Origin of the sequence: Acinetobacter sp. GWC1_38_13, assembly GCF_001767535.1 — a bacterium.
Classification (GTDB): domain Bacteria; phylum Pseudomonadota; class Gammaproteobacteria; order Pseudomonadales; family Moraxellaceae; genus Acinetobacter; species Acinetobacter junii.
In genome coordinates, this window is record NZ_MELG01000105.1 from 3,098 (window position 1) to 30,027 (window position 26,930).

Annotated in this window: 23 protein-coding genes and 1 pseudogene; 16 read left to right on the top strand and 8 right to left on the bottom strand. The window is 38.2% G+C overall.

Features of this window, described 5'->3' with window-relative positions:
• The 7 genes and pseudogenes from A2003_RS11415 to A2003_RS11445 form a co-directional block, all read left to right on the top strand.
• Positions 1 to 366: pseudogene (locus A2003_RS11415) on the top strand (metal-dependent hydrolase); the annotation flags it as partial.
• Positions 367 to 402: 36 nt separating this feature from the next.
• The gene (locus A2003_RS11420; RefSeq protein WP_286687395.1) at positions 403 to 1,227 is read left to right on the top strand and encodes an SDR family NAD(P)-dependent oxidoreductase; all 825 of its coding nucleotides are present in this window, start codon (positions 403 to 405) and stop codon (positions 1,225 to 1,227) included.
• A gap of 298 nt (positions 1,228 to 1,525) precedes the next feature.
• Positions 1,526 to 3,046 (top strand): flavin-containing monooxygenase, encoded by a 1,521-nt coding sequence (locus A2003_RS11425; protein ID WP_130576157.1) that lies wholly within the window; start codon positions 1,526 to 1,528, stop codon positions 3,044 to 3,046.
• Between the two features lie 95 nt (positions 3,047 to 3,141).
• Positions 3,142 to 4,017: a class I SAM-dependent methyltransferase gene (locus tag A2003_RS11430; RefSeq protein WP_286687396.1), complete on the top strand. Its 876-nt coding sequence runs from the start codon at positions 3,142 to 3,144 to the stop codon at positions 4,015 to 4,017.
• 190 nt (positions 4,018 to 4,207) lie between these two features.
• The gene (locus tag A2003_RS11435; RefSeq protein ID WP_286687397.1) at positions 4,208 to 4,966 is read left to right on the top strand and encodes a LamB/YcsF family protein; all 759 of its coding nucleotides are present in this window, start codon (positions 4,208 to 4,210) and stop codon (positions 4,964 to 4,966) included.
• A gap of 30 nt (positions 4,967 to 4,996) precedes the next feature.
• Positions 4,997 to 6,571, top strand: coding sequence for a 5-oxoprolinase subunit B/C family protein (locus A2003_RS11440; protein ID WP_286687398.1), 1,575 nt, complete (start codon positions 4,997 to 4,999; stop codon positions 6,569 to 6,571).
• Entirely contained in the window at positions 6,572 to 8,305 is a 1,734-nt protein-coding gene (locus A2003_RS11445) for an acetyl/propionyl/methylcrotonyl-CoA carboxylase subunit alpha (protein ID WP_286687399.1), read from the top strand.
• A 52-nt stretch (positions 8,306 to 8,357) separates the two neighbouring features.
• On the opposite strand, the gene A2003_RS11450 is transcribed toward A2003_RS11445, so the two are convergent.
• The gene (locus tag A2003_RS11450; protein ID WP_004915079.1) at positions 8,358 to 9,137 is read right to left on the bottom strand and encodes a M48 family metallopeptidase; all 780 of its coding nucleotides are present in this window, start codon (positions 9,135 to 9,137) and stop codon (positions 8,358 to 8,360) included.
• A gap of 203 nt (positions 9,138 to 9,340) precedes the next feature.
• Positions 9,341 to 10,048 carry a cAMP-activated global transcriptional regulator CRP gene (crp, locus tag A2003_RS11455; RefSeq protein WP_004915082.1) on the bottom strand — a complete coding sequence of 236 codons (708 nt, stop codon included), beginning with the start codon at positions 10,046 to 10,048 and terminating at the stop codon, positions 9,341 to 9,343.
• A gap of 147 nt (positions 10,049 to 10,195) precedes the next feature.
• Here crp and A2003_RS11460 point away from each other — a divergent pair, with 147 nt between their 5' ends.
• Positions 10,196 to 10,624, top strand: coding sequence for an OsmC family protein (locus tag A2003_RS11460; RefSeq protein ID WP_004953612.1), 429 nt, complete (start codon positions 10,196 to 10,198; stop codon positions 10,622 to 10,624).
• A gap of 45 nt (positions 10,625 to 10,669) precedes the next feature.
• Here the strand turns inward: A2003_RS11460 and A2003_RS11465 are convergent, their stop codons facing one another.
• Positions 10,670 to 11,470, bottom strand: a complete 801-nt coding sequence (locus A2003_RS11465; RefSeq protein ID WP_286687403.1) for a peptidoglycan DD-metalloendopeptidase family protein — start codon at positions 11,468 to 11,470, stop codon at positions 10,670 to 10,672.
• 261 nt (positions 11,471 to 11,731) lie between these two features.
• Here A2003_RS11465 and clpB point away from each other — a divergent pair, with 261 nt between their 5' ends.
• Together clpB and A2003_RS11475 are read left to right on the top strand one after the other, a co-directional pair.
• Positions 11,732 to 14,311, top strand: coding sequence for an ATP-dependent chaperone ClpB (gene clpB / locus A2003_RS11470; RefSeq protein ID WP_286687400.1), 2,580 nt, complete (start codon positions 11,732 to 11,734; stop codon positions 14,309 to 14,311).
• A 164-nt stretch (positions 14,312 to 14,475) separates the two neighbouring features.
• Positions 14,476 to 14,898 (top strand): hypothetical protein, encoded by a 423-nt coding sequence (locus A2003_RS11475; protein WP_005402769.1) that lies wholly within the window; start codon positions 14,476 to 14,478, stop codon positions 14,896 to 14,898.
• A gap of 22 nt (positions 14,899 to 14,920) precedes the next feature.
• On the opposite strand, the gene rlmKL is transcribed toward A2003_RS11475, so the two are convergent.
• Entirely contained in the window at positions 14,921 to 17,125 is a 2,205-nt protein-coding gene (gene rlmKL / locus A2003_RS11480; RefSeq protein WP_004953619.1) for a bifunctional 23S rRNA (guanine(2069)-N(7))-methyltransferase RlmK/23S rRNA (guanine(2445)-N(2))-methyltransferase RlmL, read from the bottom strand.
• Between the two features lie 233 nt (positions 17,126 to 17,358).
• On the opposite strand from rlmKL, the gene A2003_RS11485 reads away from it, so the two are divergent.
• The 4 genes from A2003_RS11485 to A2003_RS11500 all read left to right on the top strand — a co-directional run bounded on the left by A2003_RS11485 (position 17,359) and on the right by A2003_RS11500 (position 21,126).
• Positions 17,359 to 17,715 carry a hypothetical protein gene (locus A2003_RS11485; RefSeq protein WP_112986832.1) on the top strand — a complete coding sequence of 119 codons (357 nt, stop codon included), beginning with the start codon at positions 17,359 to 17,361 and terminating at the stop codon, positions 17,713 to 17,715.
• 235 nt (positions 17,716 to 17,950) lie between these two features.
• Positions 17,951 to 18,967, top strand: a complete 1,017-nt coding sequence (locus A2003_RS11490) for an aspartate carbamoyltransferase catalytic subunit (RefSeq protein ID WP_286687401.1) — start codon at positions 17,951 to 17,953, stop codon at positions 18,965 to 18,967.
• Positions 18,968 to 18,978: 11 nt separating this feature from the next.
• Positions 18,979 to 20,211, top strand: coding sequence for a dihydroorotase (locus A2003_RS11495; RefSeq protein ID WP_112986833.1), 1,233 nt, complete (start codon positions 18,979 to 18,981; stop codon positions 20,209 to 20,211).
• 132 nt (positions 20,212 to 20,343) lie between these two features.
• On the top strand, positions 20,344 to 21,126 hold the full coding sequence (locus A2003_RS11500; protein WP_112986834.1) for a Rossmann-like and DUF2520 domain-containing protein: 783 nt from the start codon (positions 20,344 to 20,346) through the stop codon (positions 21,124 to 21,126).
• Positions 21,127 to 21,325: 199 nt separating this feature from the next.
• Here A2003_RS11500 and A2003_RS11505 read toward each other — a convergent pair whose 3' ends face one another.
• Together A2003_RS11505 and trmB are read right to left on the bottom strand one after the other, a co-directional pair.
• Positions 21,326 to 21,685, bottom strand: a complete 360-nt coding sequence (locus tag A2003_RS11505; RefSeq protein WP_005402767.1) for a hypothetical protein — start codon at positions 21,683 to 21,685, stop codon at positions 21,326 to 21,328.
• Positions 21,686 to 22,033: 348 nt separating this feature from the next.
• Entirely contained in the window at positions 22,034 to 22,750 is a 717-nt protein-coding gene (gene trmB / locus A2003_RS11510) for a tRNA (guanosine(46)-N7)-methyltransferase TrmB (RefSeq protein WP_112986835.1), read from the bottom strand.
• 184 nt (positions 22,751 to 22,934) lie between these two features.
• Here trmB and A2003_RS11515 point away from each other — a divergent pair, with 184 nt between their 5' ends.
• Positions 22,935 to 25,373 (top strand): ExeM/NucH family extracellular endonuclease, encoded by a 2,439-nt coding sequence (locus A2003_RS11515; protein ID WP_151817052.1) that lies wholly within the window; start codon positions 22,935 to 22,937, stop codon positions 25,371 to 25,373.
• Positions 25,374 to 25,578: 205 nt separating this feature from the next.
• Positions 25,579 to 26,190, top strand: a complete 612-nt coding sequence (locus tag A2003_RS11520; protein WP_004915125.1) for a glutathione binding-like protein — start codon at positions 25,579 to 25,581, stop codon at positions 26,188 to 26,190.
• A gap of 54 nt (positions 26,191 to 26,244) precedes the next feature.
• Here A2003_RS11520 and A2003_RS11525 read toward each other — a convergent pair whose 3' ends face one another.
• On the bottom strand, positions 26,245 to 26,589 hold the full coding sequence (locus A2003_RS11525) for a hypothetical protein (protein WP_004915129.1): 345 nt from the start codon (positions 26,587 to 26,589) through the stop codon (positions 26,245 to 26,247).
• 159 nt (positions 26,590 to 26,748) lie between these two features.
• On the bottom strand, positions 26,749 to 26,930 hold a 182-nt coding region (locus A2003_RS11530; protein ID WP_286687402.1), incomplete at its 5' end, for an FAD-dependent oxidoreductase.

Here is a 26,930-nt window from a genome sequence, read left to right on the forward strand (position 1 = left end):
TTATCGGGCGATTACTGGGTTCGTATCACGGGATTCTTACTTGCAAGTTTAACCATTTTAGGTGGTGTTTCTTTAGGTGGTTACTTGATGCCATTTATTCGTAAGCCAAGTAATTTGATCAATCCACGTTATATGAAAGATGTATTAGAAAGTACCGCATTATTATTTGGTAGTGAACGAGGGGTATTTGGTAGTAGCTTTATGCATATCTTGGAATATTTACGTCCAAGCTTCCATCCAAACGACCATGACACTACAAAATACATGGAATATTACAAAGAACGTTTATTAAATCCAGAAACAGGTTTGTTATCACCTTATTTCTTAAAAGAATTTGTACCATCTGTTCGTGCAGCATCTGCATAACTTGGTCAAGCTGAAACAATATTTTGGAATACAAATATGAAATTATTTGGAAAGAAAGCCAAACCAAGCCAAAACGCATATGCAGTGGTAACTGGTGCGGGAAGTGGGATTGGTCGTAGTTTTGCACTTGAATTGGCAAAGCGTGGCGGGACTGTGGTTTGCTCCGATATTAGCTTGGAAGCAGCAAAAGAAACGGTTGCCATAATCGAGCAATTGGGTTCAAAAGCTTTTGCAGTAAAGTGCGATGTTGGAAATGCTAAACAAGTTGAAAAGCTTGCTGACCAAGCAGAACAACTTATGCAACACCCAACAACACTTGTGATCAACAATGCTGGTGTTGGATTGGGTGGTAAGTTTGATGAAACCTCTCTGGAAGATTGGAAATGGGTTTCAGATATTAACTTATGGGGCGTGATTCATGGTTGTCACTATTTCGTACCAAAGTTTAAACAACTTGGTCGCGGTGCAATTATCAATGTTGCTTCAGCAGCGTCTTATACTGCGGCACCTGAAATGACAGCGTATAACGTGACTAAAGCTGGGGTACGTGCTTTGTCTGAAACGCTTTCAGCTGAATTGAGAAAACATAACATCAAAGTCAATGTGTTATGTCCAACATTGGTGCCTACCAATATCATCAAAAACGGAAAAGTACCGCACAAGGGTATCTTGGACTATGCACTGACAAACTTGGCCTTCACGACCAGTGACAAAGTTGCCAAGTTGACATTAGACCGTTTGGATAAAGATCAGCTTTATACCATCCCTCAGATTGACGCAAAACTATTCTGGTTAATGAAACGTACTGCTCCGAATTTATATGCAAAATTCTTGGGTACATCATACCGATTAATGAAATAGCCTAAGCAAATGTAAAATTTCTATCGAGTTTTGATACGCGTAATGATCATCCGCAACCTGCATAGTATCAAAAAGATAATAAGGTTTTATATCCAAGAAAGTATTAAATAAATGAAAGTGGTGAACAGGTTTTGCGGATGAGCAGCGATGTAGCTGCGCAAGATGGTTGCCCTTGCGGAGCTTCGCTCCTCATCCCAAAAGAAAAGTAGGTCGAGCCGAAGGCTAATGATGAAATTTAGATGAGAATTCGGTAAGACACCGTTATTGACATCTGTTTATAGATGAAAGGATATTTTGAATGACAGCTCAAGCAAAAAAATTAAATTCTGCTGACAAAAAAGCACTCCCACAGCATATTTACGATACGTTTATCGTAGGCGCAGGGATTTCAGGTATTGCAACAGCAATTCGTCTTGATCAAGTTGGTTATAGCAACTACAAGATCATTGAAAAGGCAACACGAGTTGGTGGTACATGGCGTGAAAACACTTATCCAGGCTGTGGTTGTGATGTACCGTCAGCTTTGTATTCATACTCATTTGCTCCAAGCGCAAAATGGAGTCACTTGTTTGCTCGTCAACCTGAAATTTTGAACTATTTAGAAGAAGTGAGTGAAAATTTTGGCGTAAGTTCAAAAATTGAATTTGGTACAGAGTTACTCAGTGCAAAATGGGATAATGAGCGTAATTTATGGGTGATGGATACTAATAAAGGGCAGTTCTTGTCACGTTCAGCGATTTTCGCAACAGGCCCAATTACCGAAGCTCAAATTCCAAAATTAGATGGTCTAGATACCTTTACTGGCGAAATGTTCCATTCAGCAAGATGGAATCATGATTATGATTTGACTGGTAAACGTATTGCGGTCATTGGAACGGGCGCATCAGCAATTCAGTTTGTGCCACAAATTCAACCAAAAGCTAAAGAATTATATGTATTCCAGCGTACTGCGCCGTGGGTTGTTCCAAAACCTGATACGGATTTGGGTGATGTAAGTAAAAAATTAATCGAGAAATATCCATTAATTCAAAAAACTTGGCGCCAAGCGGTTGCTCAATCATTGAATGCAATTAACTTTGGTTTACGTAATCCTGCTGTGTTAAAACCAGTAGGTGAGTTGGCTAAACTGATTCTGCGTTTCCAAATTGAAGACGCAGAGTTACGTAAAAATGTAACGCCAAACTTTACTATTGGTTGTAAGCGTTTATTGTTCGCAAACAATTATTATCCAGCTTTACAGCAACCAAATACTAAACTCATCCCTCATGGTTTAGTAAAGGTTGAAGGTAATACTGTTGTTGCTGCAAATGGTGAGCGTCATGAAGTTGATGTGATCATTTGGGGTACAGGTTTTGAAGTCTCTCATCCACCGATTGGCAAGCGTGTTGCTAACGAAAAAGGTGAGATTTTAAATGACCTTTGGAAAAGCAGTTCTCCAGAAGCGTATTTAGGTACAAGCATTGAAAACGTACCAAATGCCTTCTTAGTTTTGGGTCCGAACGTTCTGGTATATGACTCTTTTATTGGTCTAGCAGAAGCTCAACTTGATTATATCGTTGATGGTTTATTGAAAATTAGAGATCAAGGTATTGCCAAGTTAAACATCAAACCTGAAGTGATTAAAAAGCACAATGAGTTAGTACAAAAGCATCTTAAAACAACTGTTTTCAATGCTGGTGGATGTAAGAGCTACTATTTAGATGCAAATGGTCGAAACTTTGCTGCTTGGCCTTGGTCATTGAAAAAGTTAAAACAACGTTTAAAACAGATGGATTTAAACGATTACCAAGTGACGTATCAAACTGAAAAGACCAACTAATTTTTTAGTCGAGTGATATAAGGGCAGTAAATTTTATCTTAGGATGGAGTTTGCTGCTTATTTTTTGCAAGATACAAATAAATTAGGAAATAAATATGAAAGATGGACAATCAAGCCGAACGGCTGAGGCAGCGGCAGCATTACGTGCAAATCATTTCCAAAATGCTCAAAATCCAGTTTTTTCCGATCCATTTGCATTTAACCTAACTAGCAAAGGTTGGCAAAAATTATTGAAAACATCGCTTACTGTTAAAGTGATGAACTCAACTGTATTTAACCGAACTTTAGGTTTACTGACAGGGCAAGTTGTTGGTCGTTCTCGATATGCAGAAGACTTATTGCAGCAAGCGATTCAGCAAGGAACTCAGCAATATGTCTTGGTGGGTGCAGGTTTAGATTCGTTCACGTTGAGACAAGCACAGCGCTATCCTAATTTAAAAATTTTTGAAGTTGATCATCCTGATACCCAAGCGGCAAAACAGTTGAAACTCAAAGAATTTGGCGACATTCCAGCTAATGTTGAGTTTGTGTCGATTGATTTTGAAAAAGAGTCGATTGCAGATGCATTGGCAAGAAGTTCATTTCAACAAGATGAAAAAGCATTTTTTTCTTGGTTGGGTACAACACACTATCTTGAACCACAAACCACATTACATACTTTATCGAGTATTGCTCAAATCGCTAGCGAGGGAAGTGAAGTGGTTTTAGATTATTCAATTGACTATCGTGAGTTGAATGGTGTTGAACGTTTCGGAAGTTTATTTGTTTCACAATTTACTCGTTTCTTGAAAGAACCATTAAAAGGTCTGTTTAGACCGAAAAATTTGCATCAAGCTGTAAATGAAATTGGCTATCAAGTTATAGAGGATTTATCAGGTGATGGTCTAAGTAAGCGCTATTTTTATCAGCGTCCTGATCATATTCGACATACGATAGCAACGCATATGTTGCATCTACTTTTAGCTAAATAGGCATCTATATGGCTTAGCTCCTAAGAGTTTGGGGGCTAAGTGTCTACTACATATAAAAGATGCTTAATTAAAATAAATTCTGTATAAAATCCCATTCTGAAATTAATAAAAATAAATATTGGTAAAGCAAAGCGTTGGAGTATATTGCTAAAATAAATCAATAAAAGAAAGAGTAGCAATTGGGAAGCGTATGTACATTGATCTAAACAGTGATTTAGGCGAGAGCTATGGCTCATGGTCTATGGGTAATGATGAACAAATACTTCCGATTGTTAGTAGTGCCAATATTGCTTGCGGTTTTCATGCAGGCGATCCCAAAAGTATTCTACAAACATTGAAGCAAGCTGCTCAATTAAAAGTGAGTATTGGAGCGCATGTCTCCTATCCAGACTTAGTGGGTTTTGGCCGTCGTAAAATGGATGTGGCATATGATGAGTTATATGCAGATGTCTTGTATCAAATTTCAGCTTTACAAGGTCTAGCACTAGTCGCAGGCACTAGCGTTCGGTATGTAAAACCTCATGGCGCTTTGTACAACACTATCGCTACCAATTTAACTCAAGCAAAAGCAGTTATAGATGCGATCTTGGCTTACGACTCGTCTTTGGTATTAGTCGCTTTAGCTGGTTCACCCCTAATCGAGTTTGCAAGAAAGCAAGGTTTAAGAGTCGTATCAGAAGCATTTGCTGATCGTGCTTACCATCGTGATGGAACCTTGGTTTCTCGTCGTCAAGAGGGCGCAGTTTTGCATGATGTAGAAATGATTGCTGAGCGTGTATTAGATATGATCAAAAAAAAGGGTGTCATGTCTATAGAAGGCGAATTTACACCGCTTAAAGCCGATACAATCTGTTTGCATGGAGATTCGTTAGGTGCGTTACAGATGGCAAAAGTGATTCGCCAAACCTTAGCTGATCACCAAATTGCTATACATAGCTTTGTATCTTAAGACTTATAGATCATATCGTTGAGTGCTGAAATGAGATTTTTATCGGTCAATGAAAATGCATTTTTAATTGAATTAGATGCTTTAGAAACAACAATTGCAGTATATCAATCACTCAATCAAGCGAATCATCCTTATATTCAAGAATTAATTCCTGCTGCTCGAACAGTCTTGGTGTATTTCGATCCAATTTGGATTGATCAACTTAGCTTGATCAAATGGATTCGTTCCCAAAAAATTGAATTAAAACGATTTAATTCAACTAAAGAAATTGTTATTGGTGTTCATTATGATGGTTGTGATTTAGCAGAAATAGCCGATCATTTAGGGCTAACAACTCAACAATTGATTCGAAAACATACCGAAACCTGCTGGCAAGTTGCATTCATTGGTTTTGCACCGGGATTTGCTTATTTGATGAGCCATGATCAGCCATTTGGTAGTGTCCCACGCCGATCCTCACCCCGTAAAAAAGTAACAGCAGGATCTGTCGGTTTAGCAGGAGAATATAGCGGAATTTATCCTAAGGAGAGTCCTGGTGGGTGGCAACTGATTGGGAGAACGGATGAAATCATGTGGGATATTCACCGAGAAAATCCAGCTTTGTTACTGCCTTCTGATCAAGTGATTTTTAAAGATATTAGTCGAAACCCAACACAAACCTCTGTTTCAACAACCCTAGTTCATTCAAATTTAGCAACCTATAAACCCGTTCTATTTGAAGTATTAAATACTGGATTACAAGTCTTAGTCCAAGATCAAGGTCGGCATCATGTAGCATCTCTTGGAGTTGGAAGAGCAGGCGCTTTAGATCAGAGTAGTTTTGTTGAAGCGAACCTAATCGTTGGTAATCCTAAACACGCAGCAGTGTTAGAAATTTTAAATGGTGGGCTAAAACTTAAAATCATTCAGCCATCTGTAATCGCAGTGACGGGTGCATTGAGTGAGCTTTGGATTACTTATAAAGAGACAGGTAAAAGACAAGCCAGTTTATCCCAACCAATCGCTTTAGATGATGGTGATGAGATCTATCTAACACAGCCTAAAGAAGGGTTGCGTAACTATCTTGCAGTTCAGGGTGGAATCTATGCGGAGCAAGTTCTAGGTAGTGTCAGTTATGATTCTCTTGCAGAATTGGGTACATCGCCTATTCAGGTCGGTGATCAGATTTATTCTGCTCAGTTAAAAACTTATCCTGTTGAGTTAAATCATTTTGTTCGAACAAAACCAAAAGTAGGCGATGAAATAATTATAGATGTGTGTTTAGGTCCTCGAACAGATTGGTTCTCTACAGAAAGTTTGGAATTGTTCTTCAATCAGCGTTGGCAAGTCAGTGCCGAAAGTAACCGAATTGGATTTAGATTAAGTGGTGAAAAACCGCTAGTGAGAGAGATAGACAAAGAGTTACCGAGTGAAGGATGTTGTACTGGAGCGATACAAGTACCCCCAAATGGTCAGCCTGTCTTATTTATGAATGATCACCCAATTACAGGCGGATATCCAGTCATCGCGAGTGTTGCAGCATATCATCTGGACCTAATCGCGCAGATTCCAACGGGGTGTTTGATTCAATTTAGACAAATTTCAGATTTTATGGACTTAAAATAAATGTACAGTTCACATAAGCTTTTAATTGCAAATCGGGGTGAGATTGCAGTTCGTGTGATTCAAGCTTGCAAAGATTTAGCGATTAGGTCGGTTGCAATCTATGCAGATGATGACATGGCGAGTTTACATGTCAAAATGGCGGATGAAGCTTGGGCGCTATCAGGTTTAACTGCAAAAGAAACTTATCTCGATATTAATAAAATTTTGGCAATTGCCAAAAAAGCTCAAGTCACGATGATTCATCCAGGATATGGTTTCCTTTCAGAACGTGCTGATTTTGCGCAAGCAGTATTAGATGCAGGGCTTATTTGGGTTGGGCCACCGCCTAAGGCAATTCAACAACTTGGTGACAAGATTCAAGCAAGAAAAATTGCTCAATCAGTTGGTGCTCCATTGGTACAGGGCACAGCACAACCACTACAGTCTGCAGAAGAAGCACTAAAGTTTGCTAAACAATATGGCCTCCCGATTGCTATCAAGGCTGCTTATGGTGGCGGTGGACGTGGTTTAAAGGTCGCTTGGGAGCTCGAGGAAGTTGCGAGCCTGTATGAGTCTGCCGTAAGAGAAGCTACAGCAGCCTTTGGACGAGGCGAATGTTATGTTGAGCAATATTTGGATAAGCCTAGACATATTGAAGCTCAGATTCTCGCAGATCAGTTAGGTCATATCGTTGTTGTTGGAACACGAGATTGCTCTTTGCAAAGACGTAATCAAAAGCTTGTAGAGGAAGCGCCAGCACCATTTATATCCGATGATATTTATCAGCAAATTGTAAGTTCATCGATCAAGCTGTGTCGTGCAGTTGATTATGTCGGGGCTGGTACAGTCGAATATTTATTGATCCAACAAAATAGCAAGCTGTCATTTTTGGAAGTTAATACACGATTACAAGTTGAACATCCCGTGTCTGAACAAACTTCGGGATTAGATATTGTCGTGGAACAAATAAAAATTGCATTAGGTGAACCGCTTTCAATCCAAGCTACGCCGAAAGCTCAAACACACGCAATTGAGTTTCGTATCAATGCCGAAGATCCTGCACGTGGATTTATTCCCTCATTTGGTCAAATATCCAAATTTATGGCGCCATCTGGTATTGGAATTCGTCTAGACACAGGCGTTATGCAAGGAAGTGAAGTCTCCCGACATTTTGATTCTTTACTTGCAAAATTAATCGTGACGGGACCAACACGTGAGATTGCCATTCAACGAGCTAAAAGGGCTTTAGCTGCTTTTGAAATAGAAGGTGTAGCCACTGTTTTACCTTTTCATAAAGCAGTATTGCAACATCCAGATTTTGTTGACGAATTTAAAGTACATACGCGATGGATTGAGCAAGATTTTTCTCACGAATATGAAGTTCAACAGCGAAGTATGATTCAGGATGATCATCAATTTGCACGCTTCATGATTGAAATAGATGGGAAGTTACAACAAATTGGATTGCCGAAGGAGTTTTTAAATTTTCAAACCGTTCAACAGCATGTAAAACCTATAGAAGAAGTTAAAGTATTTGATGAAAAAACACTGCTTGCTCCAATCTCAGGTGTAATTACAGCTTGGAAAGTAGAAGACAATCAAATGGTAGAAAAAGGTGATGTAGTTGCAGTGATGGAGGCAATGAAAATGGAAGTTCAGGTAACTGCTCATCGTAGTGGACAGATCAAGCAATTAGCACAGATCCATCAAAATTATTCAAACGATGAAAAGATAGCTGAGATTCATGCAGTTTGAGACCATGATAATAAAAAAGCCACTAGATCATTATCTAGTGGCTTTGTATGGCTTAACGACGGCTTTGATTGTACACAGCCATAGCTGCTGGTAGGTTCTTACGCATATCGCCAATACGTTGAGTATTTGACGGGTGTGTTGATAAGAATGATGCGCCGCCAGGACCATCAAGACGATTCATTTTTTCCCATAAGCTAATTGCCGCGTTAGGATTGTATCCAGCACGCGCCATTAACATCAAACCGCCGTAATCGGCACGACTTTCCAGATTACGAGAATAAGGTAAACCAATACCAATTTGGCTACCTAAGTTAATTGCCGCATTTCCAGCTTCACCAATATTTGCGCCCGCATAGCTGGTACCAATACCAATGGCTAGGCTAGTCAGTGCTTGAGCCCCAATTTTGCTTTTAGCGTGCTCTTCAAGGGCATGGGTCATTTCATGTCCCATAATTGCAGCGATTTCATCATTGGTTAGATTTAGCTTATTTACGATACCTGTGTAGAAAACAACTTTACCACCAGGTGCGACATAAGCATTCACGTTGTCAGATTTCAGCACTGCAAGCTGCCAATCAAAGCGTTGTCCAGTTTGATTCATTCGATCTGCATAAGGTTTTAAACGTAAGAAAACCGTATTGATACGTTGATAAGTGCTAGAACTAGTATCAAGTTGGTTTTTAGCACGAGCTTCTTGAGTCATTTTAGAGAAACTTTGTGCTGATTGAGCATTCAAAGTTGCACTATCTGCACCAGCCATATCAGCAAAAGAAGCACAACCAGAAATGGTCATCACTGATGCTGCACAAAGGCTTAAAGCCAGCTTCTTCATACTTATTCTCTCCAAATCAGTATCTTATTGATTTAATCATTCCTTAGAATTATAAAAAATGTTTGAAGCGCATAACATTCTGAATCTCTCTATAATCATTGTAATTATGTAATCAAACTGAAAATGATATTTGAGATAAATCAAAAAATTAAAGCCAGTGTGAGGCACTGGCTTTGTTAAGAGTCACTAGAAGCGTGTAACGATTATTCTTCGTCGTCAAACTCTTCTTCAGTAAATGCATTTTCTTCTAATGAAGTATCAAAAATTAAAATTGCTTTACCATCAGTTTGAATCATGCCTTGATCTTCAAGCGTCTTAAGAACACGTCCAACCATTTCACGTGAACAACCGACAATACGACCAATCTCTTGGCGAGTAATACGGATTTGACGACCATTTGGTAAGATCATTGCTTCTGGTTGCGAAGATAAATCAATTAAACAACGTGCAATACGACCAGATACATCAATAAATGCAAGGTCAGTTACTTTACGTGTTGTATTTTTTAAGCGGCGAACTAATTGAGCAAATACCGCGTAGCTCAAATCAGGATATTGTTTGCTTAATTCGTGGAAGTTGTCATATGAAATCTCGGCGATTTCACAAACATCACGAGTTCTTACTTCCGCAGTACGTTGTGGGTTCTTCTCAAAAAGACCCATTTCGCCAAAGAAATCCCCAGGGTTTAAGTATGCAACGACAATCTCACGTTCATCATCTTCACGTAAAATAATTGACACCGAACCTTTTAATATTAAATACAGTGATTTTGATTCCGTTCCAGCGTCAACAATCGTGGTGCGTTTAGGGTATCTGTTAATATGAGCACGTTTTAGCAAGGCTTTAACAGATTCAGGTAATTGACCTGGTGATAAAGCATCAGTGCTAAGCTGTGAAAAATTTGAAGTCATGCTTAAAATTTCCGAATTTGGATAAAACCGATCGCACAGGCCTTGTTAGAGCCTTTTCTACACAGAAGAGATGAAATTCCTTATCAACTCATTTTATGTTAGTGTACAAGAACAGAGTAAATTTATAACGTTTTTTGGGTAGTTGCAATGCAAACAAGTGTACATTGGTTAGAGAATGTTGCTTTTGAAGCGAAATCAGAAAGTGGTCACACTGTGCTGATGGATGGTTCCGCTGAATATGGTGGTGAAAACCGTGGTCCACGTCCTATGGAGTTGATTTTAATGGGACTTGGTGGGTGTGCTTCGTTTGATATTGTGACCATTTTAAAGAAATCTCGTCAAGATGTGACGAATGTCGTGTGTCAGCTAAAAGCTGAACGTGCTGACGCGATTCCAGCAGTATTTACCAAAATCCATTTGCACTTTATTGTGACTGGAAAAGCTGTCAAAGAAAAGCAAGTTGAGAAGGCAGTTGAACTTTCTGCTGAAAAATATTGTTCGGCAAGTAAAATGTTATCTGATGGTGGTGTCGAAATCACGCATGATTTTGAAATTGTTGAAACTGCCGAAGCTTAAGATTGTTTAGATTTTCTAAAAGGTGATCTATATCGATCACCTTTTTTATTTTAAAAATAATTGTGGATCAACTCGTGCATTATTTAAACTCATACCCCAATGCAAATGTGCGCCTGTCACTCGTCCAGTTTTTCCTACAAGACCGATAAGTTGACCTTGACGAATAGTTTGACCTTTTTCAACATCAATTTTACTTAAGTGGCAAAACATGCTGATTAAGCCCTGACCATGATCAATCATGATGGTATTACCATTGAAAAAGTAGTTTCCAGTCTGAACGACAATACCATCAGCAGGTGCAATTACTTTTTGTCCTACAGGTGCAGGAATATCTAATCCAGAATGCGGAGCACGTTCTTCTCCATTAAAAAAACGCTTCCGACCAAACGAATTACTGAATTTACATTTAGTTGGACTGATAAAATTGGGAAATTGAGTCCAAGTACTATTTATAAAAGAGTCGTAAATATCATTCTGTTCTTTGGCTTCGCGAGCATAGCGGTCAAGTTGCGCTTGAGTTGGATTTACATAATCCTGATTTTTTACGTTTAAACGTTGCTCAGCATATGAGAATGCTTTGATCTCAATTTGAATTGGGGCGATATTCGTTTCAAGGTTCAATATTCCAACAGGAGCAGATAATGGAATACCGAAAACAGCATATCGTTTAGAATTTTCACGAGAAATTAAAACAGGTTTATGGTTATAAAACACCTGCGTTATTTGGTCTGATAATGGTATTACCGCAATTCCTCCCGCTCGACGCGAGTCTTTAGGTAATTCAGCTACTGAGACTGATGAAAGTGTAATAAGAACAGAAGAAATAACAAACTTATTAAAATACATTGCTTTTAATGACATGAAATTATTTATGTCAAAGTAGGTCAGATTGAAATTATAAGCAATAGTCCATTTGTGATATTTCAACACATTAAAAATTTATAAAATTATACTTGAAATAGGGAGTTTATAGTCCCATATTATTACTGAGTTTTATCAATGATGATTAATATAAATTTTTGAAATATATATTAATTTTATTTGAAATTTAAAAATTAGTTCCCATCTTAATTACAAGTTGAAAATTTGTTGTGAGGAATAACAAGAATGCGTTTTGAAAAATTTACAAACCGTTTACAGCAAGCTCTTTCAGATGCTCAATCGTTAGCAATGGGTAAGGATCATACAGCGATAGCAGGAATTCATATTCTGACAACCTTGTTAGAAGAGCCTGCTAATTTAAGCTTATTACAACAGGCTGGCGCTCGCTTACCTGAGTTAAAGCAGAAATTAGAGCAAGCTTTAAAAAATGCTCCGACATTAGCAAACCCAACAGGTGATATTAATCTTAATCCTGAAGCGGTAAAGGCATTGAATCTTGCGGATCGCTATGCACAGAAAGTTGGTGATGAGTTTTTATCAACAGATTGGGTGTTGTTGGGTTTAGCGGATACAGGCGAAACCAAAACTATTTTGAATGGTGTTGGTGTTACAGCAGAGAATTTACGTAAAGTCATTGAAAATATTAGAGGAAATGACAAAGTTATGAGTAATAATCACGAAGATCAACGTGACTCATTAAATAAATATACGATTGATTTAACTGAGCGTGCATTGGCAGGTAAGTTAGACCCTGTGATTGGGCGTGATGATGAAATTCGCCGTACCATTCAAGTGTTGTCGCGCCGTACCAAGAATAACCCAGTGTTAATTGGTGAGCCTGGTGTGGGTAAAACCGCAATTGTAGAGGGATTGGCACAACGAATCATCAATGGTGAAGTACCTGAAAGCTTGAAGAATAAGCGTGTACTCTCTTTGGATTTGGGCTCATTACTTGCGGGTGCAAAATATCGAGGTGAGTTTGAGGAGCGCTTAAAAGCCGTTCTAAAAGACCTTGCGAAGCATGAGGGTGAAATCATTCTCTTCATCGATGAGTTGCATACACTTGTTGGTGCTGGTAAGGGTGATGGTGCGATGGATGCAGGTAATATGTTAAAACCTGCTTTGGCTCGCGGTGAGTTGCGTTGTGTTGGTGCAACGACTTTAGATGAATATCGTCAATACATTGAAAAAGATGCTGCACTTGAGCGCCGCTTCCAAAAAGTCTTGGTAGATGAACCGAGTGTGGAAGATACGATTGCAATTTTACGTGGTCTTAAAGAGAAATATGCAACACATCACGGTGTACAAATTCTAGACTCAGCGATTATTGCTGCTGCGAAAATGTCTCATCGATATATTACCGATCGTCAGTTACCAGATAAGGCGATTGACTTGATTGATGAAGCTGCATCGCGCATCAAAATGGAGATTGACTCTAAACCTGAAGCTTTAGATAAATTGGATCGCCGCTTAATTCAGTTAAAAATGCAACTAGAAGCGGTGAAAAAAGATGAAGATGCGGGGAGTAAAGCTGAAGTTAATCATTTAGAGCAACAGATTGCTGAAAAGCAAAAAGAGTACAATGATCTAGAGGAAATTTGGAAAGCTGAAAAAACACTGGTCGAAGGTGATAAAAAGGCTCAAGTTGAACTTGATCAAGCACGTGTTGCTTTAGAAAAAGCAAAGCGTGAAGGTGATTTAGCTGAGGCTGCACGTTTGCAATACGGTGTGATTCCAGAGTTACAAAAACGTTTGGAACAAGCTGAAGTTGCAGAAGAAAATGAGGAACCAAAGCTCATTCGTACTAAAGTGACTGAAAATGAAATTGCTGAAGTGGTAAGTGCAGCAACAGGAATCCCTGTTTCAAAAATGCTTCAAGGCGAGCGTGAGAAACTTCTTAATATGGAAGAGTTTTTACATAATCGTGTAGTTGGGCAAGATGAAGCAGTCGTCGCCGTATCGAATGCAGTTCGTCGTTCACGTGCAGGTTTGTCAGATCCAAATCGTCCAAGTGGGTCATTTTTATTCCTTGGTCCAACTGGGGTTGGTAAAACTGAGTTGACTAAAGCATTAGCAAACTTCTTGTTTGATAGTGATGATGCCATGATTCGTATTGATATGTCTGAATTTATGGAAAAGCACTCAGTTAGCCGTTTAGTCGGTGCACCTCCAGGTTATGTTGGTTATGAAGAGGGCGGTGTTTTAACTGAAGCTGTACGTCGTAAACCTTATAGCGTTGTACTGTTTGATGAGGTGGAAAAAGCACATCCAGATGTATTCAATATCTTATTACAAGTGTTGGATGATGGTCGTTTAACGGATTCGCAAGGTCGTGTGGTTGACTTTAAAAATACGGTTATCGTAATGACATCTAACCTTGGTTCACAAGATGTTCGTGAATTAGGAGAAGGCGCAACTGATGATGAAGTAAGAACTGTTGTGATGAGTGCTGTAAGTCAGCATTTTCGTCCAGAGTTTATCAACCGTATTGATGAGCTAGTGATCTTCCACTCACTACAAAAAGCTCAGATACGTGGTATCGCAGATATTCAGTTAGATCGTTTACGTTCTCGTTTGAGTGATCGTGATATGGGCTTAACTGTTGATGATACAGCGTTTGATCTGTTAATTGATGCTGGTTTTGACCCGATCTACGGAGCTCGACCTTTGAAACGTGCGATACAACAGCAAGTTGAAAATAGTCTTGCTCAAAAAATATTATCAGGTGAGTTCCAACCAGGAGATAATATTTTGATTAAAGCTGAGGGCGGACAACTGGTATTTGACAAAATCAAACTCAGTTAAATTTTGAAATCTTCAAGTTAAAAAGATGGTGACATAAGTCACCATCTTTTTTTGTATTAAGCAATTTATCAGATTTTTCAATGAATATTACCAATTACATTGCGACATTATGAAAAACTTGATACTTTCTGAGCAAATAAGAAAAAAATTCAGGATGAATTGCAATGGAAAAAAAGCAGCACTATTACACCAATATCGGTGTAATTTTGTTCATAACCGCTCTGCCTTTGAAAGGTTGGGCTGTTCAGCCACTATCAGAAAGGATTCTTGCTCAACAAACATCTATATTAAACAATACCTTACCTTATATTATTCAGAAAGCTGAACAAGATGCTCAGAAGCCTGAGGAAGAGCGGTGGCGTGCTCAGCGAATTTTAAGTGATAATTATTTGCGAGAAATTCGTATTGAAACGCTTTTAGATGGTGTTCTGTCGCCATACGAAGAACAAAAGAAAAATAATGTCGCTGACTTGCGAGAAAAGAAAAAGGCAACGATCAAGCCTCATGCACAAGATCCAGATCGCTTTACGATATATGAGTTTGAATCATCAAATATCAAAGGTGAGATTCGGATTACTGTCAAGTAACCCGATCTCTTGGATGATTTACTTATATTTGTTGATGTTGGATTTTCCAAGCACGATGGATTTTGTGATTTCGTTTGAAATCTAAACCGATGGTTTCAGACGTTATTTCCTCAATCTGATACATCGCTTCAATTTCTTCATCTAACTCAAACCCACGATAGTTGTTTGAGAAATACAAGGTACCATCACTTGTTAGGCGATTCATTGCACGTTTAATTAATGAAACATGATCTCGCTGAACGTCAAAAGTCCCGTAGAATTTCTTTGAGTTTGAGAAAGTAGGTGGATCAATAAAGATTAGATCATATTGTTCATGACCTTCTTTTAACCACTCAAAGCAATCACTTGCAAAGAACATATGTTGTTCATCGGCATGATCAACAGTTAATCCGTTCAATACAAAGTTTTCTTTTGACCAGCTCAAGTAAGTATTAGATAAATCCACACTCGTTGTGCTTGCTGCACCACCCAAAGCGGCATGTAAGCTTGCTGTTGAAGTATAACTATACAAATTAAGGAAATGTTTTCCACGTGCTTCTTTTGCAATACGTAAACGCATTTGGCGATGGTCTAGGAATAGACCTGTATCCAAATAATCAGTCAAGTTTACTAAGATACGTGCTTTACCTTCTTGTACGATAAATCGTTTTGATGCTGTACTTTGCTTGGTATATTGATTTGTACCCGTTTGTCTAGCACGTGTTTTGATAAAAATCGCATCACGATTTAGACCTGTAACTGCACGAATAGCAGCTAAAGCTAAATTGAAACGTTTTTTAGCTTTTTCAGGATCAATACTTTTTGGTGGGGCATATTCTTGTACGTGTAATCGATCACCATAAAGATCGACAGCAACATTAAAATCAGGCAAATCTGCATCATAAATACGTAAACAGAATACGTTTTCTTTTACAGCCCATTTTTTTAGGTTTTGCATATTTTTTTGCAAACGGTTTGTAAAATCTTCTGCACCTTCAATTTTTTCAAATTGTTGAGGTTGCCATGTCGCTAGAAATGGTTGAGTAACTGTTGCTGGTTTAATTGTCCCGAATCGAGTGTAGATCGGCAATTTACCATTCATCAAACGTAATGTTTGTGGGTCATTAAATGCCAACACATCCGCTTGTTCAATTTGCGCAGCGATAATTGCAGCACGCTGATTTGGAAAATTTTTCTGCAATAAGCTAGATAAACCTAGATAAAGTGAGCGGTTAGATGCTTTATCACCTAAACGTTCACCATAAGGAGGATTCGTTACGATAAATGCTTTTTTACCTTCAGCATGGAAATCATCCCAATCTGCTAAAGTACGTTCTTCAATCTGGATTTGATCCAATAGTTTTTCGAAGCCTGCAGCAATAATATTTTGACGTGTGGCTTTAACAGCTTCCCAATCTGCATCGTAAGCATAAAATTTTGGTAAATCTTGTTCTAACGCTTTTTCATGGCGTTCAGCAGCTTCGGCTTTGAGAGATAACCATAAATCACGATCATGTCCATGCCAACCATTGAATCCAAAACGTCTCACTAATCCTGGTGCACGATCAGTGAGTATCATGAGTGACTCAATGATAAATGTCCCTGAACCACACATTGGATCTAAAATAATATCAGGTCGATAATTTGCTAAATCTGCTTTTAGTAATATCGCAGCTGCAAGGTTTTCTTTGATCGGAGCGTCAGTCATAAAGCGGCGATAGCCACGCTTGTGCAATGAGTCACCCGATAAATCTAAGCAATAAGTATGTTCAGTTTTACCAGCCAAAGCATAAAGGGTAATTTCAGGCTGTTTAATATCGATACTTGGACGCTTACCAACAGCTTCCATAAACGAATCGACTACACCGTCTTTCACACGTAAAGTTGCAAATTGAGTGTTTACTTTAATGTCTCGTTCAACATGTAAACGCACTGCGAAGGTGCTTTGCGGTGCAAAAATGAGAGACCAATCAAAGCTGATTGCACCTTCATAGAGTTCTTCTGCGACATCACGGGCATCGTGAGTATGTTCTAATTCGTGAGTGTGGATCGGTAACAACACGCGAGAAGCAAGTCTAGACCACATACAAACACGATATGCATTTTCTAGTGTACCTTTAAATACCAAACGTCCAGCAAAGCGTTGAATGTTTTGAATACCTAAATTTTCAAGTTCTTGTTGTAATAAGGTTTCAAGTCCATCCGCACAGGTCACCCAATAGTTTGTCAGACGTTGTGTAGAATTCATGCACATTTCCAAAAAAGCAGTTCAGCAATCGGCTATTTTAACTGATTTTTAATGAAACTGTCGGTGCAAATTTGTGTGATCGACCGCATTATTGACTATTATTTTTACTATTTTTAATCAATTTTCATAAAAATATTTTTTAAGTTTAAATGTGTTTTTAATTATTGGTACATATTTTGCTTTCTATGTGATGAATCAAGAATATACATTTCTCCCAACGACGTGAGGACTTTATGAAAGAAAGCATGAATAGTGAAATTAAGGTAAATGCTGAAGCTTTTGCTATCGCAACACAAATGTATGTTCGTTTAAGACGTGTATCCAGTCGTGTAATTGATGTGATGTACTTAGTTAACAATAAAGAATATGCAAAACACATTATAGAAATTGCTTTGGAAACAAGTGACGAAGAGTTGGCTCACTATGTTGATCGTTTACGTCCATTAATAGATTTATATCCAGAGCCTACGTTAGCCATAGTTGAAAATAAAAAGCTAGAAGAAACAGAAGAAAGCTATTTTATGGAAGTTACAGAAGAAGAAATTTATAAAGCTCAAGTCGCTCACCATTATATTGGTGCATTGCGATAAGTGATAATAATAAAAAAACAATAAGTGAAAAATAATTACAGCGTTACAAGGGTGTAGAGCTTTTTCTACATCCTTATTTTTTTGATTTTCTTTTCATCAAATTAACATGCAGAGAAAATATTAAATCGTTATTGTAGATCACCACTAAAAAGTTTTGCTGAGTGCTGAAAACTTCAACGACGAAAGAAATATAAAATCTGTATAATGCGTTAACTTAACGTATAAGGAATCTCTTATGCACGTGGCAGCATTGCATACTTTGAGTCAGATACAGCTCAATCAACAAGGAAATCTCAAGCATTTTTTAACGATTGAGGGGCTTTCAAAAGAAAGTCTGACTAAGATTTTGGATACAGCACAAAGCTTTTTAGATGATAATAATAATTTGATTAATCGTCCGCTTCTAGAACGGCGCACGGTAATGAATCTATTTTTTGAAAACTCTACTCGTACACGTACTACCTTTGAAGCAGCAGCTAAGCGTTTATCCGCAAATGTATTAAATATTGATATTGCACGCTCAAGTACATCTAAAGGTGAAACTTTGCGTGACACGCTGTGGAATTTAGAAGCTATGGCTGCGGACGTATTCGTCGTGCGTCATTCCTCTTCAGGTGCAGCGCACTTCATAGCAAAAGATGTATGTCCTAAGGTCGCAATTATTAATGCAGGTGATGGTCGTCATGCGCACCCAACGCAAGCGATGCTAGATATGCTGACCATTCGCCGTGAAACTAAAAAGCCTTTTGAGCAATTAAGCGTTGCAATTATTGGTGACATCAAACATTCACGTGTTGCACGTTCAAATGTCGCTGCTTTGCAGACATTGGGCTGTAAAGACATTCGAGTGATTGCACCGAATACTTTGTTACCTGTGGGTTTTAATGAATACGGTGAACATGTTCGCTTGTTCAATCAAATGGATGCAGGTGTGACTGACTGTGATGTCATCATTGCATTACGTATTCAGAATGAACGTATCGACTCTCCAGCATTATCATCTCAATCTGAGTTTTACAAGATGTATGGTTTAAATAAAGAACGTCTTGCTTTAGCTAAACCAGATTGTATTGTGATGCATCCTGGACCGATGAACCGTGGCGTTGAAATTGATTCGAGTGTCGCTGATGGCGATCAATCAGTGATTTTAAAACAGGTCACGAATGGTATTGCGGTTCGCATGGCAGTATTGGCACTTGCGATGCAAGGTCAGCTCCAAGAACAAGGTTTAATTGAAGCGATTGCTGTATAAGGGTGCTACACATGAGTATTGTAAAAATTGAAAATGTTCGTGTACTCGATCCAATTCAAAAAACAGATCAAGTTAAAACTGTTTATGTAGAGAACGGTAAAATTGTTGATGCAGCATCTCAAGTTGATCAGATGATTGATGGTCAAGGTAAATGGTTAATGCCAACTATGGTTGATCTCTGCGCGCGTTTGCGTGAACCAGGACAACAACAGCACGGCACATTAAAATCTGAGGGGAGAGCTGCGCGAGCAAACGGTATTTTGCATGTAATTACACCTCCTGACTCAAAGCCGATCGTGCAAGATAATGGTGCGTTGATCCATGGTCTAATTGAGAAAGCTCAACTAGATGGTGGTATTTATCTTCAAATTATTGGTGCTCAAACTCAAGGTTTAAATGGCAAGCAACCTTCTAATATGGCTGGTCTAAAAAAAGGTGGCTGTACTGCGGTTTCAAATGCTAATGCCGCCTTTGAAAATGATGATGTTGTGATTCGTACGCTTGAATATGCTGCTGGTCTAGATTTAACAGTAGTATTTTACGCAGAAGAGCCGCAAATCGCGAAAGATGGTTGTGCACACGAAGGCTTTATTGCATCGCGTCAGGGTTTGCCAATGATTCCTGCGATTGCTGAAACTGTGGCGATTGCTAAATATTTACTCATGATCGAAGCAACAGGTGTCAAAGCCCATTTTGGTTTATTGTCATGTGGCGCGTCTACTGATTTGATTCGTGCTGCGAAAGCCAAAGGTTTGCCAGTAACTGCGGATGTAGCAATGCATCAACTTCATTTAACTGAACAATTGACGGATGGATTTAATTCTCTAGCACATGTTCGTCCGCCACTGCGCTCTGAACAAGATAAAGCTTTGTTGCGTCAGGGTTTAAAAGAGGGCGTGATTGACGCTATCTGTACCCATCACGAACCATTAAGTAGTTCAGCAAAAATGGCTCCATTTGCTGAAACTCAACCAGGTATTACAGCGTTCGATACCTATGTCGGTTTAGGTGTTCAGCTTATCCAAGAAGGTGTTTTTGATGCTTTAGAATGGGTCGAAAAAGTTACCTTAAATCCTGCTAAAGTTGCCAATATGACTGAACGTTGGAAACAAGAAGCAGGTTGGGTACTGATTGATCCAGAGCTAGAGTGGACTGTTTCAAAAGAAACAATTTTATCTCAAGGTAAAAATACACCGCTATTAGGTCAAACCTTGAAAGGCAAAGTGCTTCAGACATTTATCTAAACTTTATTTCTAAGCAGAATAGGTCAAGTTACTTATTCTGCTTAATTATTTCAATTAGTTAATTCATTATTGTAATCTTTTCTTAAAGAGTTTATTGGTAGATTATTTCGCTTCTAAAAAGGTTCTATAAAAATGAGAATTACATTCATTGGTGCAGGGCGTGTTGCCTATCATTTAGCAAAAGTACTCCATCCTGATCACCAGATTGTACAAGTTTTTAGTCGTGATTTAGAAAAAGCCAATCGTTTAGCATCGTTAGTGGATGCTGTTGCCATCAGTGATTTTGAGCAATTAAGTTCTGATATTGATCTAGTGATCATCGCTATTTCAGATCAAGCAATAGCTGAAGTTATTCAAAAAATTAGCGCTTATTTGCAGCAAGTATTAATTGTACATACTTCAGGAAGTACAAGTTTAGAAGTTCTTTCAGTAGTTAACGACAAATCAGGTGTATTTTATCCTTTACAAACATTTAGTTATGAACGAGAGATTGACTGGACTACAACGCCTGTGTTTGTCGAGGCTGTAAACAATCATGATTTGGATTTACTCACCTCTTTAGCAGGTAGTTTGACTCAGAAGGTTTACCAATACAGCTCTCAACAGCGTCAGACATTGCACATGGCTGCTGTTTTTGCATGTAATTTTAGTAACTACTGTTATGATATTGCTAAACAAATTGTTGATGAACAACAGGTCGATTTTTCTTTACTTCACCCATTGATATTGGAGACTGCACAAAAAGCAACAATCAATGACCCTAAAGAAATGCAGACAGGTCCAGCTATGCGTGGTGATGAAAATATTTTAAAAATGCATCATAAGTTATTAGAAAAAGATGCAAGAAATGATCTTGTTGATGTTTATCAGCTCTTAAGTGAAGGTATTAAGACCCGTCATTTACCTGGTAAATAACCATAAATGTATAAATTGTATAATCTTTTTTGTCTAAACTAAGTTCGGTCGTGTTTGCATTTTTTATAATTAATAACAAGAGGAGCAGATCAGAAAATACCTGTATTAGAAAACTTAAGTATTGTTTATAAACACATTTAGCTGATATGAGTTGTTTAAATATCAGCTTAGAAATTAGGTAAATGTGTCTTGAACTTAATCAATTCTTTTGATTAAAACGATGTTTGCATTTTAGACATAAATAATCTTGAAAAATATTCTTGTCGATCACGACACCCGCTTTTTTTCCGAAAATATTACCAACGACGCCACCTGTAATCCCGACACTAATTGCACCCACGAAAGTTCCAATAGTTCCACCAACAATTACACCCAATGGACCTGCTACAGTTCCTATAGCTGCTCCAACTGATGCACCAGTTGCTGCACCACCTACTGTACCAGCAGTTGTGCCAGCAGCAGTCATTAAAACGCCACCTGTAGTTTTAAGTAATTTGTCATGATCACGTACTTCGATTTCTGTAGAACCACATTTGGGGCATTGCAGAGTTTTTTCCATAAAACCAACCTATCTTCATCTTTGGGCTAAATCATTGCACTGAATAGAGCACTCATTGTTTATGAAGCAATAATTTCTTCATTTGAGATCAAAATGATTCATTTTTTATTTTAGCTAAACATGAACAAAAAATATTTATAGATCATGTAAATAGAGGGTTGTAAATTTGAACACATTTGATTTTACAAAGTAAGCATATAGGTTTGATAGGTACAGCTTTTATAAGTTGTTTTAATAATTCACTTTTTGTCTTTTATATTTGAAATTTAAAATTGAGTTGGTTTTTAATAGGTTGAAATAGCATTAAATGTTGATATTTAATGCTATTTTTAAATTTTTGATGAATTACTACTTTATTTTTTTGAAAATAAAGTCATTGATCTTATGACCAGATTCAAGCCCGCGACGTTCGAATTTGGTCACTGGACGCCATTCAGGGCGAGGGTAGCTATTACCTTTACCCGCTAAATTTTCCATATCAGGACGATTGTCCAAAATATCAAGCATCCATTCTGCGTATGGTTCCCAGTCAGTAGCTGCGTGGAAAGTCCCACCAAGTTCCAACTTCTGTTCAACCAATTGCATACGCTCATGTATCACGAAGCGGCGTTTAAAATGACGCTTCTTCTGCCATGGATCTGGGAAATAAAGTTGTACACAGTTAATACTGTTGTCTGGCATTTCACGTAATACTTGGATTGCATCAGCATCCAATACAAATAAGTTCTTTAAACCTGCCATGCCTGCTTCATAGACACATTGTGCGATACCAGGAACATGTACTTCAATGCCTACAAAGTTGCGCTCAGGGTTTGCTTTAGCCATGAGTACTAAAGAACGTCCCATACCAAAACCGATTTCAACGGTTAATGGACGTTTGGGGTGCTCAAAGTGCTGACGTAAATCACCAACAGGGTATTCCAAAATTAAATCACGATGATCTTCTAAAGCAGTACGTTGTGACGTATTGAGCGGAGCTGAACGACGCATAAACGTCACAATTTCACGGTGCTCAGGCAAATTGTCGAGTTCCGTAATTTGCGTTTCTAACTGATCGTTTGACATGATTCTGGAGATATAAATATAGAAATGCCGTATTTTAAGTGTTCAGGTGTTCAAGTCAAACTTTTAAATCGTTTTATTTACTTGAAACTTTTTAGTAGTGATTAAAATTTGTCAAAAAAGCTTCATAGAGTTGTCATAGAAGTTGCATAGCCTAATTGCAATTTAAAACACTTAGTAAAAAACTATGAAAAATTTTAATTACCATTCGCTTACAATTTGTTTAGGTCTGTTAGGAGCTTCTTCTACATTTTCTATTGCACATGCGCAACTCATGTTTAGCCAATATGTTGATGGTAGTAGCAACCGTAAAGGTTTAGAGATCTATAATCCTGATGCGACAACAGTAAATTTAGCAGATTATGAAATCCAACAATTTAATAATGGGGGAACAGTCAAAACAGCAGCATTTCCTTTACAGGGGGCTTTAGCCAGTAAACAGAAATATCTAATCGGGCGTTCGGAATTACAAACACAATTAGGCAACAAAGTGAATCAAGTAGCAGGTCTATCATTCAATGGAGATGATGCGATTGTATTACTTTATCGTGGTACGCCTGTAGATCGTTTTGGACGGATAGGTGAGCGTCCAACTTCAGGTTGGGGCACTACAGTTTATAGTGTTGCTAATAGTTTTAAACGTATTCAAACTGATAATCCTGTGATCAGTGTTGATCCAACCAGTCCATTTGATTTAGATCAGTCTTGGCAAGCTTGGTCAGATCGAAATGATTTTTCAAATTTGTCAGGTTCAACAACAACGCCTCCAGTCAATGAATCAGTCGGCTGTAGCAGTACGGATACTCCAATTGCGAACTTAGCACAGTCAACTCAAAATCAAAATTATACGATTCGTGGGGTGATCACGGCGGACTATCGCTATAGCAATGGATTTTCAGGTTTCTATATACAAACACCAGATAGCAAGGCAACGCCAAATGTGAGTAATGCGATTTTTGTTTATATTCCTGCGAGCAGTGCTGTCAAAGGCGGACAAATCGGCGATGAGGTGATTTTACGCGGTCGTCTCACTAACTATCAAAACCAACTTCAAATTGATCAATTACAGCAAGACATACAAACCTGTAATCAAAATATGGCATCGCTAATTCAGCCACTTGATCTTAATTTGCCATTTACGAGTTTGACTGAAAATACAGGTAATACACCAAAACGCTATCAAGGCATGTTGGTGAAATTACCGCAAACTTTAACTGTCAGCGAGAACTATAATTTTGGGCGTTATGGTGAGTTGTCCCTGAGTCTTGGTCGCCTATTTATTCCTACCAATCTATATCCAGCTTTATCGAATGAAGCGAAGGCATTGGCACAGCAAAACCTGCTTTCTAAGATCATTTTTGATGATGGCTATAATAATCAAAATCGAGCACCATGGTTGCCACAAAATTTTAGTGCTTTAAGAACTTTACGTTCTGGATATCAATTAAAGAATGCACAAGGCATTTTGGAATATCGCTTTAATGCTTGGCGTGTACAACCAATTGCAGGTGCAAACTTGCCTGAAGTCGTTACCACGACTAATCCACGTACGACAATTGCTGTGAAACAAACTAAACATATTCGTGCTGCAGCATTCAACGTGTTGAACTATGACAATGGCAAGAATGGTTTCCCTACAGAACGTGGTGCGAACAGTCAGGCTGAATTTGATAAGCAACATGCCAAAATCATAAACGCATTAAAATCCATTGATGCTGATGTGTATGGTTTGATGGAGATTGCCAATAATGGTTATGGTAGTGATAGTGCGGTTGCTTATTTAACCAAAGCTTTAGGACCTGATTGGAAATATGTAATTCCTGAAGGTTTAAATCAATTAGGCACAGATGTGATTGCTGTGGCGATTATTTATAATAGCAAACGTGTTCAACCAGTGAATAAAGCAGCCGTTCTAGATCTGGGTGAAAAGAATCGTTCGACTATCGCACAATCATTCAAACCAGTGCATGGTGGACAAATTTTCACAGTGATTCCAAATCATCTTAAATCTAAAAGTTGTTCGGGCGTTGACTTGAACTCGCTTGATGCAGATCAAAAAGATGGTCAAGGCTGCTGGAATCCGACTCGTGTTAAAGCCGTCGAACAGCTCACTCAGTGGATTGCAAAGAATCCTACCCAAGTCAAAAATCCAAATATTTTGTTGCTTGGTGATATGAATAGCTATGCCAAAGAAGACCCAATTTTAGCTTTTGAAAAAGCCAACTACAAAGTTCTAATCAATGACAGCAAAATCGGCGAGGGTACGAACGCTTATAGTTACGTCTTTGGGGTTTTCAGTAATAGTGATGGTTATGGTGGAGCAGGTAATCTTGATCATGCGATTGCTGATGCAAATCTCTATAAACGTGTAGTTAAAGCTTTTGCTTGGCATATCAATGCTGATGAGCCGACGGTACTTGATTACAATGAAGAATATAAAACTGATGAGCAAAAAGAACTTTTCTTTGCTGCAGACCCATATCGTTCATCTGACCATGACCCTGTCATTGTAGACTTAGACTTAAAAACACCAGATGCTCAGCTAGAACCGAATCAGAAAAATATCATTGTCGAGTTCTTAAATTCTCTATTTGAGTGGTTAGGTAAGCTTTTTGGTCGAGCTTAACTACATTCCGTGACATTGTGCAGTTTGTTTTTTCATAAATTAATCAATCGTCACGGAATATAACTTGCAAGCTAGAAAAAAATTCATTAATAGTAGATGGGTAGATGTTTTTAGCATTAGAGCTATTATAAATTTAAATCTATATCTGTTCTCGATGTTCATTCGAAGTTCAAGAGCATAAGTAGTTAGATAACAAGGATTAGAGATGAAGTTGTATTATTCACCAGGCGCATGTTCGTTAGCGGCACACATTATTTTAAATGAAATAAATGTTGATTTTGATTTAGAACGAGTTGATTTAAAAACGCATAAAACTTCTAAAGGTGCAGATTATTACGAGATTAATCCTAAGGGTTATGTCCCAGCACTAGAAATTAATCCAGGTCTAATTTTGACTGAAAATGTAGCGATATTACCATTCTTAGCACAACACGATCCAAAGCAAGATTTAATTCCACCATCAGGGATGGGACGAGCTAAGGTATTGGAATGGTTGGGTTATTTGAACTCAGAACTTCATGATGCATATGCTGTTTTCTTTGGTGGTAAACTTACAGATGATGAAAAGACCAAAGCATATGCAGAAGTAGATCGTTTACTTAAATATATCGATAATTATTTAGCTGAATCTGAATATGATTATCTAGTTGATGATAATTTTGGTCCAGCGGATGCATATTTATTTGTACTGACAAACTGGTCAAATCATATTGAGCATGATTTAACGCCTTATACCAATATTATCGCGCTACGAAATAAAGTTGCAGAACGTCAGTCTGTACAAATTGCAATGCGTGATGAAGGTTTGTTTAATTAAAAATGTACAAATAAAAAAGCCTCTGTCTACAGAGGCTTTTTTATTATCAACAAATTATTGTTGAGCTTTTTCTTTCACTTCAGCTGCACCTGATTCTACAGCACCAGCAACATTCGCAGTTGCATCACGTGCAGCAGCTTCAGTTTTAGCAGCGGCTTCAGCGGTTGCGTGAGCAGTATGATCAGCAGCAGCGTCGATTTGATCAGCAGCAGTATCAACTGCTGTAGCTACATTGGTTGTTGCAGCATCAGCAGCATTTTTCACATCAGCGCCAGCTTGCTCAGCTGCGTTTTCTAAATGTTCACCCGTTGTTGCACCAGTTTCAGGTGCTTTATCTTTATTACAGCCTACAAGAGCAACAGTAGCAGCTAGACCTAACGCAACAAGTAATTTATTCATTTTCATATTTCCTTTTTCGTTGTGGCATCCAACAAGTATGGATATCGAAAATATAAACACAAAGCGAGTGAATAAGAAAGTTACAAATTTGTTGATAACTTGTAAAAACACACACTTACATTGTTAAATGTAAGTGTGGTCACAAAACAAGATATTGACTTAGTTCGTAGAACGAATCATGTAATCAAAGGCAGATAATGCTGCTTTCGCACCTTCGCCTGTTGCGATGATGATTTGCTTGTATGGTACTGTCGTACAATCACCTGCAGCAAATACACCCTGTACATTGGTTTCATTACGATCGTTAATCACAATCTCACCACGATTGCTGAGTTCAACTG